Origin of the sequence: Veillonella ratti (assembly GCF_003992115.1) — a bacterium.
Taxonomy (GTDB): domain Bacteria; phylum Bacillota; class Negativicutes; order Veillonellales; family Veillonellaceae; genus Veillonella_A; species Veillonella_A ratti.
Genome location: NZ_RQUX01000002.1, coordinates 134,525 through 150,088 on the forward strand (window position 1 = coordinate 134,525; position 15,564 = coordinate 150,088).

The window sequence follows — 15,564 nt, forward strand, 5'->3', positions numbered from 1 at the left end:
CTGCCTCCTTTATATTACATGCCGTGCATCAAAGCCACGACGATTACCGGAATCGGGCCCAAGACAGCTGTCAAAAACCACATGAGTACGGTCATATCCACCGGAATATGCAAGAAATTTACACTCACATAATACGCTGCATAGCCCAAGATCAGGTTGAAACCGACCCTTTTAATTGTATAGAATGCTACTTTAAAAATTGTATAAATAACAACGACTGCTACAGCAGCAGTTACCACTAAATCCATTCGAAAAGCCTCACATTTCCCGGCGGTTCATAACCGCCCCGCCGATAGTCAATTCATCGGCATATTCAATATCACCGCCAACCGGCACACCGCGGGCAATACGCGTTACTTTAATACCGATCGGTTTTAATAAACGTGCCAAATAAAGAGCCGTTGCTTCCCCTTCCGGATCCGGATCGGTGGCGAGAATGACTTCCTTCACGGTTTCATCGCGCAAACGATTCAATAATTCCTTAATACGGATATCTTCCACACCGATGCCTTCCAGTGGTGATAAAGCCCCTTCCAGCACATGATATACACCTTTATAATCGCCGCTTCGTTCAATGGCTACCACATCGCGCGATGTTTCCACCACACAAATGATGCTGTGGTCGCGCATTTCATTGGCACAAAATTCGCAAGGATCCTGCGCCGACAGATTGAAACAAACGGAACAGCGTTTGGTAGCCGCTTTAGCCTGCTCAATTGTTTCAATCAACGTAGCCACTTCATCAGCCGGCAATTCTACCAAGTGATACGCCAAACGCCGAGCCGATTTAGCGCCGATGCCCGGCAAGCGGCGCAACTCTTCCACTAAGCGTTCTAAGGGATTTGCCATCTTAGAACATACCCGGTAATTTCATGCCGCCTGTTACTTTGCTCATTTCCTGAGCCATCATGTCGTCAACTTTTTGACCGGCTGCATTTACGGCAGATAATACTAAGTCTTCCAACATTTCCATATCGTCAGTATCGACTACGGAAGGGTCGATTTTAACGGATTGAACAATTTTTTCACCGTTCATCACGATAGTTACGGCACCGCCGCCTACGGAAGCATCAACTGTTTTAGTTTTTAATTCTTCCTGCATTTTCTGCATATCTGCCTGCATTTTCTGCACTTTTTTCATCATACCCTGCATATTGCCCATATTTGGCATACCTTTACCGAACATTATTGTTCCTCCTTTTAAAAACCATTATTTTAAAAAATTAATATATTTCTATAATAAAAGCTTGCTCGCTCATTATATGAAAGTCTTTATATCGTTCGCGCTTTACTTATCAGCATCTTTAGGCGGTTCTTCGTCGTTGATAATTTCTACATACACGTCATTGCCTTCAGCTTGTGCATTAATAAGCGCGCCCATCAAAACGGAATTGGACCGTTCTTCCGGCGTGGCCTTACTGGGATCCCATTTGGTCATGCCTTTTAACTCATCGGGAACTTCCGTTTTTTTTTGCGCTATAGAGCCCTCGGCAGACGGCATCATCTCACCATCACCGAATTCGTCGTCAGGTGGCGGCGCCGCTTCAAAATCGGCTGCACCAAAGTCATCCACGACCGGCGCTCCTGCTGAAACAGTACCGGATGCACCAAAATCATCAACAGGTGCAGAATTACCCGCAGTTGATGCACCGAGGTCATCAACTGTCAGCTTAGCATCGCCAACATTTGAGGCACCAAAATCATCCACGGTCGGCTTAGTGCCACCGCCATTGGAAGCGCCAAAGTCATCTACTACCGATGGCGATACGCTTGGCTGTGACACAGTAGGTTGTACCGTTGACTGTGCAGTTGGCTGCGCAACCGGTGATACGCCGCTTGGTCCGGCCATCGGTTGCGGCTGAGGTTGTTGTCTTGCCGATTGTGGCGGTGTATTTACATGCGCTGCTCCCGCAGTCGCTGCTTTACCACCACCGCCGTTAATTACGGCCTTGGCGGCATCTAAATATCCTTTAGCGGCACTGTCGTCTTGACACAGCACTTGCACCATCACTTCGCGCCCCAGAGCCTGATATAAACTCTGCTCCAATTCGAAAATTCGATCTTCCGTGTTACACATATTAACTAGCATCGGATTGCCGAATACGAAAACAACGCGCGATTCATCAATATAGGTCAAGAAAGCTTGGTTAAAAAAGTTAGCCGTAAAATTCCAAGACCTGCTGTTGGCATACCGTAAGGTATCCTTCTTTATTTTATCATAATTCCTAGGATTTTCGATGTGCTGACCTAAAATAAGTGCTGTATCACCTATAATTGAGCGAATTCGAGACTCTTTTTTAGCCGCTTGACCATGGCCCATGCCGGCGTTCTTTGCCGGTGCTTTGCGCTTAGACGGCGCCTTGCTTCTACTTTGCGTAGGCGGTGCCATTGAAGTTGGCGGCGCCATACCTACCGAAGTTGTCATATCGGCGCCGGGCGGCATCGCCCCCGGTGGCATCGTACCCGGCGCCGCAGATGATATGCCGCTTGGCGATACTGTACCGGGAACTGCTGAACCCGGCATCACGGCACTTTGCGCACCTGACACTGCCTGATTCATTGCGCCCGCGTCAGACATCATACCTTGATGCATCATATTCGGGCTCATCATCGGTGGATGCTGTTCTAATTGAGCCAGTCTGGCACCAAACTGATTATCTGATTCATCCAAACGATGTTCAACGGCAGCCAACCGTTGTAATACATCTTCTTCGCTGACTTGCGCTCGCGCACAAATTCCCAACAAGCCCATTTCAATAACGATGCGCGGATTATCCACCCGTTTGGCATCATTCAAAATTTGCTGTAATTCTTTGACAAAATAATTGAGCTCATCTACCGACAAAGACTGTGCTTGGGTCGCAAAAGTTTCCTTAAACGGCGCATATAAAGCCAATTCTTCCGCAGTAGGCAATACTTTTTCAATCAGTAAGGCCCTTACATGTTGAATGAGAACTTCAATAATCTGTTTACTGTCACGCCCTTCGCTAAGTGCCTTTTTAGAAGCAACCAAAACGGCCGCGCCATCACCTTTGCGCAAATAATCGAGGAAGGTCATAATCCACTCTTTACCGACAAGACCGATCATGGATTCCACAGTCTGCGCCGTAATCACGTCTGTCGTCATGCCGGAGCATTGATCCAAAATACTGAGGGCGTCACGCAAACCGCCGTCCGCATGAATGGCAATGAGTTGCGCCGCATCAGGGGCCAATTTAATATCGCTTTCTTCGGCCACATGCATCAAGTGTTCCGCAATATCTTCCGCCGTAATCCGTCGGAAGGTATAACGCTGACAACGGGATAAAATCGTTACCGGCAATTTGTCCACTTCCGTGGTGGCAAAAATAAACATGATATGAGGCGGTGGTTCTTCAATCGTCTTCAAAAGGGCATTCCACGCTTCATTCGTCAGCATGTGGGCTTCGTCGATGATGAAGATTTTTTTACGACCTTCAACGGGTAAAAACTTCACACTTTCGCGCAAAGAGCGAATTTCATCTATACCGCGGTTCGACGCCGCATCTATTTCCAAAACGTCCATGGATTGGCCGTTCAAAATTTGTTTACAAGAGGTACATTCGTTACAAGGGTGATCAGTGGGTCCTTTTTCACAGTTAATGGCTCTGGCAAAAATCTTGGCTACACTCGTTTTGCCCGTCCCACGCGGTCCGGAAAACAAGTACGCATGCGCCACTTTATCTTCGCGAATGGCACGCATCAACGTCTCGCTCACTTGCTTTTGCCCTACCACATCGGTGAAGGTCTGCGGCCGCCATTTCCGATACAACGCTACATAACTCATAGGGTTCCCTCCTTTCTTATAAACAAAAAAGCCGTCACAACACTCGATTATGACAGCCTTATAGGTTCCCTCGTGGCACATGAAAGTAACCGCTTAGTGCTGCTATCTCTCGATCCTGACACGATTCACAGGCTTCCATTGCACGAGCCCCACAAGACTGCCATAATCCAGTCCTGCATTACGGCTAGCTATATTATTATATACTACTAAAGGCAAAAAAACAAGTCGCCCCCAACCAATCAATTTATACAAAATACACTATACATTTTGCATAAAATTGCCAATAAAATGTATACGATAAAGATTGCCTGTAGTATAATAATGCTAGATATATTCTATAGCGTATCTAACTTTTATCAAAAGCTAGGAAAGGATTTTTATTATGGACGCTTTTAACTCTTTCATCGGAACCATTACCGGCTTTTTATGGGACTACATTATCATTATTTATTTAGTACTCGCCGGCCTCTGGTTCTCCTTCAGCACCGGATTCATTCAGGTGCGCGAACTCAAGGAAATGATTCGTCTTCTAGGCGAAGGTGTTGGTAAAAAAACAGAAGGCAACCGCATTTCCTCCTTCCAGGCATTCTGCGTAAGCTCTGCCTCTCGCGTTGGTGTCGGCAACATCGCCGGTATCGCCATCGCCGTTGTACTCGGCGGCCCGGGTGCCATTTTCTGGATGTGGTTCATCGCCTTATTGGGCGCTGCCACCGGTTTTGTAGAAAGTACCTTGGCACAGATTTACAAAGTGCCTTCCAGTAAAGGCGGTTTCCACGGTGGTCCGGCTTACTACATCAAAATGGGTTTAAAAAATCCGGCCTTCGCATTTCTCTTTGCCGTGCTCATCAGTGTAACCTACGGTTTGATTTACAACTCCGTACAGGCCAACACATTAGCCAACGCCTTGCTTATCGTAAACCTTGATCCACAAGTAACCGCCATCGGCGTTGCTATTTTAACAGCCCTCGTTATCTTCGGCGGTATCGCTCGTGTAGCTCGTTTGAGCGAATGGCTCGTACCGGTTATGGCCGGTTTATACATTTTAACCGCTATTTATGTTGTATTGGTGAACATCACCGAATTACCGAACGTAATCTATGCTATTTTCTCCAATGCCTTCAACTTTGATGCAGCTGCCGGCGGTTTCTTCGGCGCCGCTGTCATGAACGGTATTAAACGCGGCTTGTTCTCCAACGAAGCCGGTGAAGGTTCCGTACCAAACGCCGCTGCTACGGCTGACGTAAGCCATCCGGTAAAACAAGGTCTCATCCAAAGCTTCGGCGTATTCGTGGATACTTTCCTTGTATGTTCCGCTTCCGCCTTCATCGTATTGATTTCCGGCAACTATGCCAGCGCCGGTCTCACCGGTATTGCTCTTATCCAGCATGACTTGGCTATGCAACTCGGCAGCTGGGCTGCACCTGTAATGGCCATCTTCATTTTCATGTTTGCCTTCTCTTCCATCGTGGGCAACTACTACTATGGCGAAATCAACATCGCTCATTTAACTAAAAACCCTATTTACCTAAATATTTTCCGCGTGTTCGTTGTTATCATGGTATACTTCGGTTCCGTGGCTTCCCTTAACCTCGTATGGAACTTGGCCGACTTATTCATGGCCTTCATGGTACTTACGAACTTAACCGCCATTCTCCTCTTGTGGAAACAGTGTAAAGCTGCGATGCTCGACTATTTCAAACAGAAAAAAGCCGGCATTGTGGAACCTACATTTGATAGAAGCGTACTGCCTAATCAAGAAGGAATAGTATGGTGGCATAAGGACGCACAGCATAAAGACTAGTAAAGGTATGCGTACAATAAGCGTGTTATAAAAAAGATAGTAGGTGCTGTTTCCTCCCGACGAAACAAGTTCTGAGGGTCGTTCAACAGCACCTACTATCTTTTTCTTTCATATTCACGGCTTAGCACGTATATCTTTACTAACGTCTTATGTTGTGCGTCTTACGTCGGGGAGAGGAGAGTAGGACATATAAAATAAAGCATATTAATTGCCTCGTGCGTATTTCAGAAAGCATGATGATCCTATCTCCTCCCTGCGAGTCAAGCTAGAAAGGTCGTTCAACAGGACTGTCACTCTTTTTCTTTCAATTTCACGGCATAGCACGTATATCTTTACTAACGTCTTATGTTGTGCGTCTTATGCTGGAGAGAGGGGAGAAGGAGATAAGAAATATATTTATCGTAGCTCAAAAGCAAAAAATTTTTACCCTAAAGCTCAGTAAATAGGCAATCAAAATCATTTTCTCTTCTCTCCACTGATGTGCAGAATTGGATTGGGTATAAGGCGTTAAGTACTCTGCGAAGAAAAAGGAAAGGCAGGCCTATTGAACGAACCTCAGAACTTGTTTCGTTGGGAGGAAATAGGCCTGCCTTTCCTTTTTTACCAGCATAAACAGCCTATACCTAATCTAATACTGCCCTTTTCTCCCACCGTAAATATTCGAGGCGCGCCTAGAGGCTTCTAGGAAAACCATACGTGCTATGGAGATATGTGAAAGAAAAAGAAGTCATGTCCTATTGAACGAACCTCAGAACTTGTCTCGCTGAGAGGAAATAGGCCTTCCCTCCCCCCGTAAATATTCGGAGGCGCAACATTAGGCTTGAAGTGAAACCATATGTGCTCTGCACCTATGTGAGTAGAGAAAGGCACTAAGGGCCTGTTGAACGACCCTCAGAACTTGTTTCGTCGGGAGGAAATAGGCCCTTAGTGCCTCTCTCTTATACAGCCTCAGAACACATGGTTTCACTTCGCCTATGTCGCCCTGCGAATATTTATAATTTCATTATTGATATTTATGCAGAAAAGGTCTATAATATGCATATAATTGATTTTGAGTTTTTAAGAGTCCTTGAAGTTTTAATGTAGGGGGAAGTAATTATGTTTAGTTCACTTAAAAAATTCGCGAGCAAAAAGATTGTGCTCACTTTGACAGCGGCTTTATTGACAGCCGGTTTAATTGCAGGTTGCGGCAGCACCGGCGGCGACAATCAGGAAAAAGTTATTAAAGTAGGGGCCGAAACTACGTTTCCTCCATTTGAATTTACCGAAGGCGACAAATATGTAGGTTTCGATATTGACCTTGCTGATGCAGTTGCCAAGAAAATGGGTTACAAAATGCAGTTCAAGAGCATGGGCTTCGACGCTTTGATTCCTGCTTTGCAGAGTAAAGATATCGATATGATCGCATCCGGTCTCAGTGCTACACCTGAACGTGAAAAAGCTGTTCTTTTCAGTAATCCATACTTTGAAAAAGGCGGTTTCGTAGCGATTGTTAAAAAAGATGACACTGCTACAAGCATGAACGATTTAGCCGGCAAACGTATCGTTGTTCAAATCGGTAGCGTAGCCTTAGACGTAGCTGAAAAGATTCCTAACGCACAGGTTAAATCCGTTGACAGCAACTCTCAGTTATTCAATGAATTAAAAGCCGGCACTGCTGACGCCATCGTATTGGACAACGCCGTTGCTCTTTACTACTTGAAACAGGGTGCTGATGCTGATACCAAAATTATCGGCGAACCTGTAGATCCGGAACCATTCGTATGGGCATTCCGTAAAGATGACAAACAGTTGAAAGAACAAGCTGACAAAGCTTTGGCTGATTTGAAAGCTGACGGCACTTACGACAAAATCTATGAAAAATGGTTTGGTCCTGCTAAAAAATAAGCTTAAAATAAGCTAGTTTTTAACAAGTGAATCATAGCTCCTCATTCACTTTGAATGACGGAAGCTGAAAATATCATATACCGTTACCAAAAGGAAGGCGTTATCCCTTGAGCAAAAGCTGAGGGGATAACGCCTTTTCTTTCATTATAAAGTTGAATGATTGATAACCCGGAACTATAACATTTAACTAGTCCCTTATGGCAAAACAACTAGATACCACTTAATCTACAGGTACTGTCCTAGATACAACTTACTCTACAGGTACGGTACCAGGTACAACTTACTCTGCAGGTACGGCAATCGCATCATGTAAGCGGAACGAATAGATATAACGTTCTTTAACCGGTTTACCGGTTAAGCGCTCTAATGCTTTGCTGTAGATGCGCAACTGAATGCCGTATCGACGAATCAATTCTTCACCGGTTTTAACGCGGTCCGTTTTATAGTCTACCAAAACCCACTGGCCATTTTCTAAAAATGCCGTATCAACTATCCCTTGAAGGAATAATTTTTCACCCGGTTCTACTTCCGGATATACATCATGGGCTTCAATAAGCATGCTGAACGGCCATTCTTTGGCGACTTGTGAATAGAGCCTACTTGGCGCTGACGTGTCTACAGATTCCGCCAAAACATTCGCGGCTTTTAATAATCGCTTACCCAAATCGGAAACAAAGAAGCGATACAAGGCTCTATCACTCAATACTTGTCGTTCTTCCAGCGTAAAATAGCCTTCCAAAACCAATTGATCAAGTTTGGCACTTAAGCTTTTTTGCGTATATTTTTCCAGCGGCAACCACTGCATAGCTTCATGCATCAAAGTACCCCAGCGGGCGCCGGTGCTCACTTCTTCAGCAGCCTCCAAAGCTCTCGGTTTAACATCAAACGGACCCAGATCCGAAGGTAATAGGCCTGCTGAAGTCGCTTGAATAGATGTAGCCTCAGTTGCTACTGATGCAGTTGCTACTGATACAGTTGCTACTGATGCAGTTGCTACTGATGCATTGGCTACAGATACAGCAGCGGTCTGTTCAGGTATTGCTGAATCAATTGCTTTAGCTTCATTCGCCTCAGTCTCATTTCCGCCGGCCGGCTCTACCAAAGTTTCGGCTTCTTCCTCGGTCTCGGCAAAGCGTCGTTTTAATTCACTGACTGAGATTTTAGCGGCACGGCTCACAGCCCCCATATATGGATAGGTGAAGTTAAAACGAGCTGCTAAGCTATCTTCAAGGGGTTCAGCCTCGATTGGTGCCAGTTTTTCTACGGCCGCCAAAATAGCAGATTTTTCTATCTTACTACGCTGCAAATCCGTGTATAAACTACCGTCGTGAAGTTCAACTTGTATACGACATTGTTTGTCCTTAAGATCCATAGAGGCTACGTCTTCTACGCCACTGAATTGGCGTATCAAATTCCCCCCGTTTAAATGGCGGCTTAAGCCCATGATAAACCAATCCAAATAAGATTTTGCGCCTGTAATCAGATTTTTACTGAGCATCTGCGTATCGGTCAAGAGGGCCGGGGCGCCCTGCTTGCTGCAAAGATCTTCAAAATTTTTTACAAAACCGGTAATAAACAATTTATCGCGAGCACGAGTTAACGCAACATATAAAATACGCTCTTCTTCAGCTTTCGTAGCCAGTTCAATCTTGTCGCGTACATAAAGCCATGGCAGTGAGCCATATAAGACCCGATAGTTTTCATAATAGCCTTTAATACCCACGCCGCTATCACCGTGAAGTAACATGGATTTTTTCAAATCCATCAGATTAAACTCTTTTTGCACGGAGCTTAAAAATACAACTGGGAACTCAAGGCCCTTACTTTTGTGAATACTCATGATGCGCACCACATTATCCGCTTCGCTTACTGTTTTGCCGATGCCCAAGTCTTGGCCGGCGGCCTGCAAACTTTCCAAGAAGCGTAAAAAGCGGAAAATACCGCGGAAACTACCTGCTTCGTACTGCTTGGCTCGTTCGTAAAGTGCCATTACATTGGCGCGGCGTACGAGTCCGTTCGGCATGGCGCTGACGTATTCCAAATAATTCATATCCTCGTAGATGGTCCACAGCAGATCGCTCACACTGTGATGACGTGAGTAGGTGCGCCATTTTTCAAAACGACTTACAAAAGCCTGAACAGCTTCATTTTGTGTATTTTTACCATATTCGGCCAGCAATGACCAAATCGAACCTTGGCCACTCATGCGCAATCGTCCCAATTCGTTCGCATCGAGACCGACAAACGGCGAATTTAACACCACTGCCATCGGCAAATCCTGTTCCGGATTGTCAATAACCTGCAGTAGTGACAGCAATAGCTTTACTTCAATGGCACTGAAGTAGCCCGTGTTCTCTTCCGCATAAGCCGGAATACCGGCCTGACGCATAGCTTCTACCATACGGCCCGCTTTGACTTTGGGCGAACGCAAGAGAATCACTATATCGCGCCATTCCAAAGGTCGGAAACTGCCATCCATATTCTGTACAACCTTGTCGGTGTTTTTTAACTCTTTAATTTTTTCAATGATAAAAGCCGTCTCTTTTTCGTCATTTTCTAAATCTGCTTCATCATCGTCATCATCAGCTGCACTCTTAGTAAACGTCGATGTTTTTTCATTCCCCACGTCGATGAGATGGAGTTCTACGGGGCCACCGACCCAGTTTTCCGGCGCATCATCGGTGTTGCGGCCCGGGTTCAGGGCTTCCGCATCACCGTAGTCGAGTTCCGCTCCGTCAGCCGTCATGATTTGACGGAAAAGGAAGTTGGTAAACTCCAAAATATTCGCATCGGAACGGAAATTTTGGGATAAGTCGATACGACGCTCTACGGCATCGACAGACTGCTGAAATCTATGATATTTTTCCATGAAAAGCATAGGATTCGCCATACGGAAGCGATAAATACTCTGCTTCACGTCGCCTACGTAGAATCGATTATCGGTACGCGACACGAGGTTCACGATGGCTTCTTGTACGCCATTCGTATCCTGATATTCATCCACCATGACTTCTTTGAAGGTGTTTTGAAGCTCAATGGCCACTTCGGACGGTGCCCAACTGCCATCATCCTGTTTGTCACGCAAGAGGGCCAGGCATAAATGTTCCAAGTCTGAAAAATCGAGCATGCCCAGTTCTTGTTTGGCTTTCGCAAACTCATCCTTAAAGGCCAAAGTTAAATCTATGAGACCCGTCACATAGGGCAAACTTTGCTCAATCTGTGCTTTAAACTCCGCCTCGGTAATGGCAAAAGGACCACTTGAAAGTTCTTTCAAACTCTCACGAACACCCTTTATCAGCTCCTTAGCCTGGGATAACAAACCGGCATCAACCTTATCCACATCTTTTTTCAAAGGGTTCATATTGAGACGCTTGAACGAATGATTACCAATCAGAGCGACGGCCGCCACCATCTCATCCCATGTTTGCGCCTCCGTCAAAGCGGACATCATATAGAACAACTCATCAATAAATTCGGCGCCTTTAGTAGGCCCACCCGGTTGGTTGAGGATGTCTGCAAATTTTGTCAGACGATTAGCAATATCATCAATCAGAAGATGTTGCTCTTCCATAAAATATTTACCCCAAACGGTCTCCATTATGGGCTGGGTGAGCGCATTTTCATAACGTGCCTTAGCCTCTGACAGCCATTTTTCAGGATCAGACTGGGCCAAAGCAAACTCATGAAGGCTCAAAATTTGCTCCATAATACCTTGATCGGAGCGTTCACTGCCAAACATGTCGGCAATTTCAAAAATGTGAAATTGATTTTCCTCATAGGCTTTTATCAATAACTTTTCCAACACATCGGTTTTCAAAAGCATCAATTCCCCTTCATTGCCGATGCGATAGGACGGATCGATATCGAGGCGGTAAAAATAACTGCTGATAACCCACTGACAGAAGGAATGGAGCGTCGAAATATGAGCAGACGGCAACAAGCTGAGCTGCTCTTCCAAATAAGAATCTCCGGTTTTATTGAATTCTTCCGCCAATTTAGCGCCGATACGAGCGCTCATTTCAGCAGCCGCCGCCTTGGTAAAGGTTACTACCATAAGTTCCTGAATGGACAAGGGATTATCTTTAGATTTCAAACGCTGAATAATGCGTTCCACCAAAACGGCGGTTTTCCCGGAGCCGGCCGCCGCCGCTACGAGCAAGGTTTGTGAAGCGAGCGAACCCGGCTTCGGTGCATCAATCGCTGCTTGTTGAGCGTCGGTCCACTTCATATACATCGTCTCCTTTCGCCATTTTAGCCAACACTACATCTTCGTCTATTTTGTTGATATAACGATACTTATTACGGGTATTTTCAAAACGGCATAACGCCTTATATTGACAATAGGAGCAAGGAATGTACTTATTATCCAAGTTGTACGGACTCACCGGGAAATGCCCCGCCAAAATATGCTGCCCGGCCTTACCTATCACGCGTGCCGCATAATCGGTAAGCGTCTTAAAGTCTTGTGCCGACTTGGTCTTTCTTTTATCTTGGCCATGAATAGAAGCGCCATTACCGGTAATACGAATCGGTACATATGGCGTTGATTTACCGGCAACCACTGTTTCGTCGATATTCGCCAATAACTCCACATTATCTGTGAAATAACCATCATTTTTAAGGCCTGTATCGGTTTTCACCAATTCAGACGCCATTTCTTCGGTTAGGACACTACTCTTACTGATTCGTGGATTTTTTACATATGTATATACCAAGGCTGCCGGTTCAATTTGATCGCTTCGCTGTGCCCGTTCAAGGGCTAAAAGATAGGTTACGAGCTGCAATTTGAGGCCATAATACACATCCGATGCCGTTACTTCCGCATAGCCCGACTTATAGTCCACTACGAGGCCGTAGGTTTTACCGGCTTCATCCTGCCACTCATCGACGCGGTCAAGCTGACCGATCAGTTGAATATACGACTCGTCACCCAACGATATTTGTACCGCCGGCCAGTGACCGGCACCGCCGTAACTGCTGAAACTTTTTTCCAAATAACGCGTATTAAACTTACTCTTTTGTGACCAATCGGTGAGTCGATTTACCGTTCGTTTAAGGGTCGATTCCAAACGCTGTTGGAGTACGGTTTCATACACGTCGCCTTCTTCGCCGAGCTGCAATTCCTTACTGATTTCAGCTACTACCGCTTCGCAAAGCGCTTCTTCTTCATCCGGTTTTATATCACGCCATTGACGGTTTTCTTGCAAAAGTGTCATCCCCAAGGAGCGCAAGCTTTCATGGAGAAAAATCCCGATTTCCGGGGCACCGAACTGCTTAATCGGCCGTTCTTCCAAACTTAAACCGTAACGGGCATAAAAAGCGAACGGACATTGCTGGTATTTTTCCAAGCGGGTGACGGATCCGCTTAAAGCTTCATTTTGGAATAATAAGGCCTGCACCACCTCGCGGTCCACTACAGGCACATCGTTAGAATCCATAACACCACGGGTAGCCATCCGTAAGGCTTCGCGATACTGACCATTGAGGCTCCAATCGTAAACGCTGCGCCAAATCGGCGCTAAATCGCCATCTTGAGCAACGTTCCCCATCTGGCCGGCCAATAAAGATAAACTCTGTAACGGTCGCCAAATATAATCCGGTTCTTTGCCTTCCGGGAGGGTAAGCGGAGCTCCCTTCGAACCGGCGGTATAACCCAACTGTTGCCAACGTTTGATAGCAAGACTGCTTTCCAAGGCGGCCCCTTCTTCATCGGAACCGGCATAGGAAATATGAAGTTCCTCACGACCGCGCGTACAAGCCAGGTAAAGTAAGAAGTTTTCATTAAAAGCCCGCACTAAGGCCCCTTCCGCCAAGGTGACCCCAGCGGCCTTCAAGGCTTCACGTTCCGTATCTTTCAAAAGGCCTTCATCGCCCATACGTTGCGGGAAGACGCCGTCATTGAGGCCCATTAAGAATACAACATCGCATTCATGAGTATAACCACGTTCAACGGTGGTCACCATAACGTGGTCGAGGCTTGGCGGAACTAAGGAGTAGGATACTTCTTCTAACCCTTCTTCCAGAAGAAGGGCGATTTCCGCTGTTGTCATCGTATCGGGTAATTCCAAAGACATTATTTCATCAAATAGGGCAATGACCCGTTTATACATCTGCTCATGAGCGGCTGCACTTTCCGCATCACCTGCCGCTTCAGCATCAGCGGCCCACTGTGCCAAACGAGCGGGCACCCCCACATTACTCATCAACAAGAAAAGCTCTTCGCACCATTCATAACCGGTGTGTTCTTCTTTGGCAAATTCCCAGAAAGGACGGAGCTCGGCCATGATTAAATCATGGGCCGCATTAACACGCATACGCCGCGCAGATTCCGTATTACCTTGCATGAGTTCATCAGAAATTGTGCTATTGGCTGCCGCATCATTTGGCGTAGTATCAGCAAAGGTACCATCTTCTACCTTCGCTGTGATTTCCTCGGCGATTTTTTCATCATACGTATCGTCATCGTCACTACTGTCAAAACGATTCTTCCGTTCATACGGCCAGCTGTCTTTGAGCCACATGAAGTCGCGAATGCCGAATTCGAGGCAATAGTTTTCCAATTCATCCACAGCAGATCTGCTTAACGGCCAAAAGTCGGTTTTTAACAATCGAAACACCGCATCATGATCGAAATTACGACGTACCACTTCCAATAATCCCTGTAAAAACTCACCTAGAGGGTGGCTCACCATAGGTCGGCGGCGGTCTGAGAAGTAAGGAATTTCGTAACGTTTCAGTGTTTTTTCCAAAATATCGCCATAGGTCTCCGACTCACGAAGCATAATGGTAATATCCCGCCAGCGCCGATTCGGTTGTTCCATCGCTTCCAAAATCTGCCGACATACGGCATCGGCTTCACGAGCTCGATTGTACGCCACCGTAACAGGCAAGACGGCCTCTTGATTATTATCTTTGATTGGTGAGTTAAAATAACGTGTTGCCAAGCTCTCTAAGACAGGCTTTTTAAAGCGATAATTTTTATCAAACGTCCGCACCACGAGCTCTAGCGCATCTTTTTGCGAAGCATGCCATTTCATCACATCGGTAAATACAGAATGAGGGCGCCCAAACAATCGCAATTTTTGTGGCGGTACCTGTAATTTTGCCAGGTCCGGCGGTAAGGTAATGGTTAAAATGCTGTCTTTTGCCAATGTAAACAGCTCATATAAAAGTTCCATTTGAATCGGTGTAAACCAATGAAAGCCGTCCACAATAACGTGAGAATTATGGATTAAAGGGCTTTTTGGCAATACCTCCATGAGCTCTTCCAAACGATTAGCCGTATTAACACCGGTCGTGGCCAATGTTTCCCGATACGCTTCCATGATATGAGCAAGTTCCTGAAGCTTGCGCTGCAATACCATGGATTCGACCTGTTCAGCCCCTTTTTTCAAATCGGCCGCGTCCACGCGGAATGAATCGCATTCGCTGATGAGTCCCTGCAATACATCGGCGAAATGAGGCTGCTTAGCCGACTGCCCTAATAATTCCAGTTTGCCCTGCTCTCGCTTCATGATTAAACGAAGCAATAACTTTTGTCCAATGTCCGACAGACCCGATTCGCGCACCATCCCTACCGATTGAAATATCTGGTACGCCAAACGGCTAAAGCCCACTACGCGAACGGTGGTAAAACCGCCTTGCGGCATGAATTCTGCCAAGCTTCGTTCTATCGTATAGGTCGCCGAATCCGGCACGATGTATAAAATAGGCTCGCCCGGATTTGACTCGATAACTTGCTTCACATGCTCAAAGCAGGCCTGTGTTTTGCCCGTGCCGGCCCGTCCTACATAGACCGAAAGTGCCATACTTTCACTCCTTCCTACAGCGGTATATTTCATCTAGATTGTCTACTGCTATAATTATACTCTTAATCATAAATATAACTCTATACTCTCATATATAAATATATCATAGCTGCCTTTGGTATAAGACAACCAAATTTTTTCAAACTACAAGTATCTATCGGCTCAGATAATAAAGCGGATTAAGAAAATGCTTTCAATTATACAGCAAATAATTAACACATAAAAACAGAAACTGCACGAATATGGGGCCCCAATGCCCATTC

General features: G+C 45.9%; 8 protein-coding genes and 1 other RNA gene. 2 read left to right on the forward strand and 7 right to left on the reverse strand.

The features are described from left to right. Positions 1 to 14 precede the first annotated feature (14 nt). The 5 genes from EO124_RS01515 to ffs all read right to left on the reverse strand — a co-directional run bounded on the left by EO124_RS01515 (position 15) and on the right by ffs (position 3,960). Positions 15 to 248: a hypothetical protein gene (locus EO124_RS01515; protein ID WP_127058032.1), complete on the reverse strand. Its 234-nt coding sequence runs from the start codon at positions 246 to 248 to the stop codon at positions 15 to 17. A 10-nt stretch (positions 249 to 258) separates the two neighbouring features. After that, positions 259 to 849, reverse strand: coding sequence for a recombination mediator RecR (recR, locus tag EO124_RS01520; protein ID WP_127058033.1), 591 nt, complete (start codon positions 847 to 849; stop codon positions 259 to 261). 1 nt (position 850) lies between these two features. After that, the gene (locus tag EO124_RS01525; protein ID WP_006555898.1) at positions 851 to 1,186 is read right to left on the reverse strand and encodes a YbaB/EbfC family nucleoid-associated protein; all 336 of its coding nucleotides are present in this window, start codon (positions 1,184 to 1,186) and stop codon (positions 851 to 853) included. A gap of 102 nt (positions 1,187 to 1,288) precedes the next feature. Then, positions 1,289 to 3,805, reverse strand: a complete 2,517-nt coding sequence (gene dnaX, locus EO124_RS01530) for a DNA polymerase III subunit gamma/tau (protein WP_127058034.1) — start codon at positions 3,803 to 3,805, stop codon at positions 1,289 to 1,291. A gap of 55 nt (positions 3,806 to 3,860) precedes the next feature. Further along, an RNA gene (ffs, locus tag EO124_RS01535) (signal recognition particle sRNA small type) lies at positions 3,861 to 3,960 on the reverse strand. A 227-nt stretch (positions 3,961 to 4,187) separates the two neighbouring features. Here ffs and EO124_RS01540 point away from each other — a divergent pair. Together EO124_RS01540 and EO124_RS01545 are read left to right on the forward strand one after the other, a co-directional pair. Further along, on the forward strand, positions 4,188 to 5,606 hold the full coding sequence (locus EO124_RS01540) for an alanine/glycine:cation symporter family protein (protein ID WP_127058035.1): 1,419 nt from the start codon (positions 4,188 to 4,190) through the stop codon (positions 5,604 to 5,606). Between the two features lie 1,098 nt (positions 5,607 to 6,704). Continuing rightward, positions 6,705 to 7,493, forward strand: coding sequence for a basic amino acid ABC transporter substrate-binding protein (locus tag EO124_RS01545; RefSeq protein WP_127058036.1), 789 nt, complete (start codon positions 6,705 to 6,707; stop codon positions 7,491 to 7,493). A gap of 280 nt (positions 7,494 to 7,773) precedes the next feature. On the opposite strand, the gene addA is transcribed toward EO124_RS01545, so the two are convergent. Continuing rightward, positions 7,774 to 11,727 (reverse strand): helicase-exonuclease AddAB subunit AddA, encoded by a 3,954-nt coding sequence (gene addA, locus EO124_RS01550; protein WP_127058037.1) that lies wholly within the window; start codon positions 11,725 to 11,727, stop codon positions 7,774 to 7,776. Next, positions 11,687 to 15,301 carry a PD-(D/E)XK nuclease family protein gene (locus EO124_RS01555; protein WP_164726531.1) on the reverse strand — a complete coding sequence of 1,205 codons (3,615 nt, stop codon included), beginning with the start codon at positions 15,299 to 15,301 and terminating at the stop codon, positions 11,687 to 11,689. The genes addA and EO124_RS01555 overlap by 41 nt, the downstream gene beginning before the upstream one ends. Positions 15,302 to 15,564: the final 263 nt, after the last annotated feature.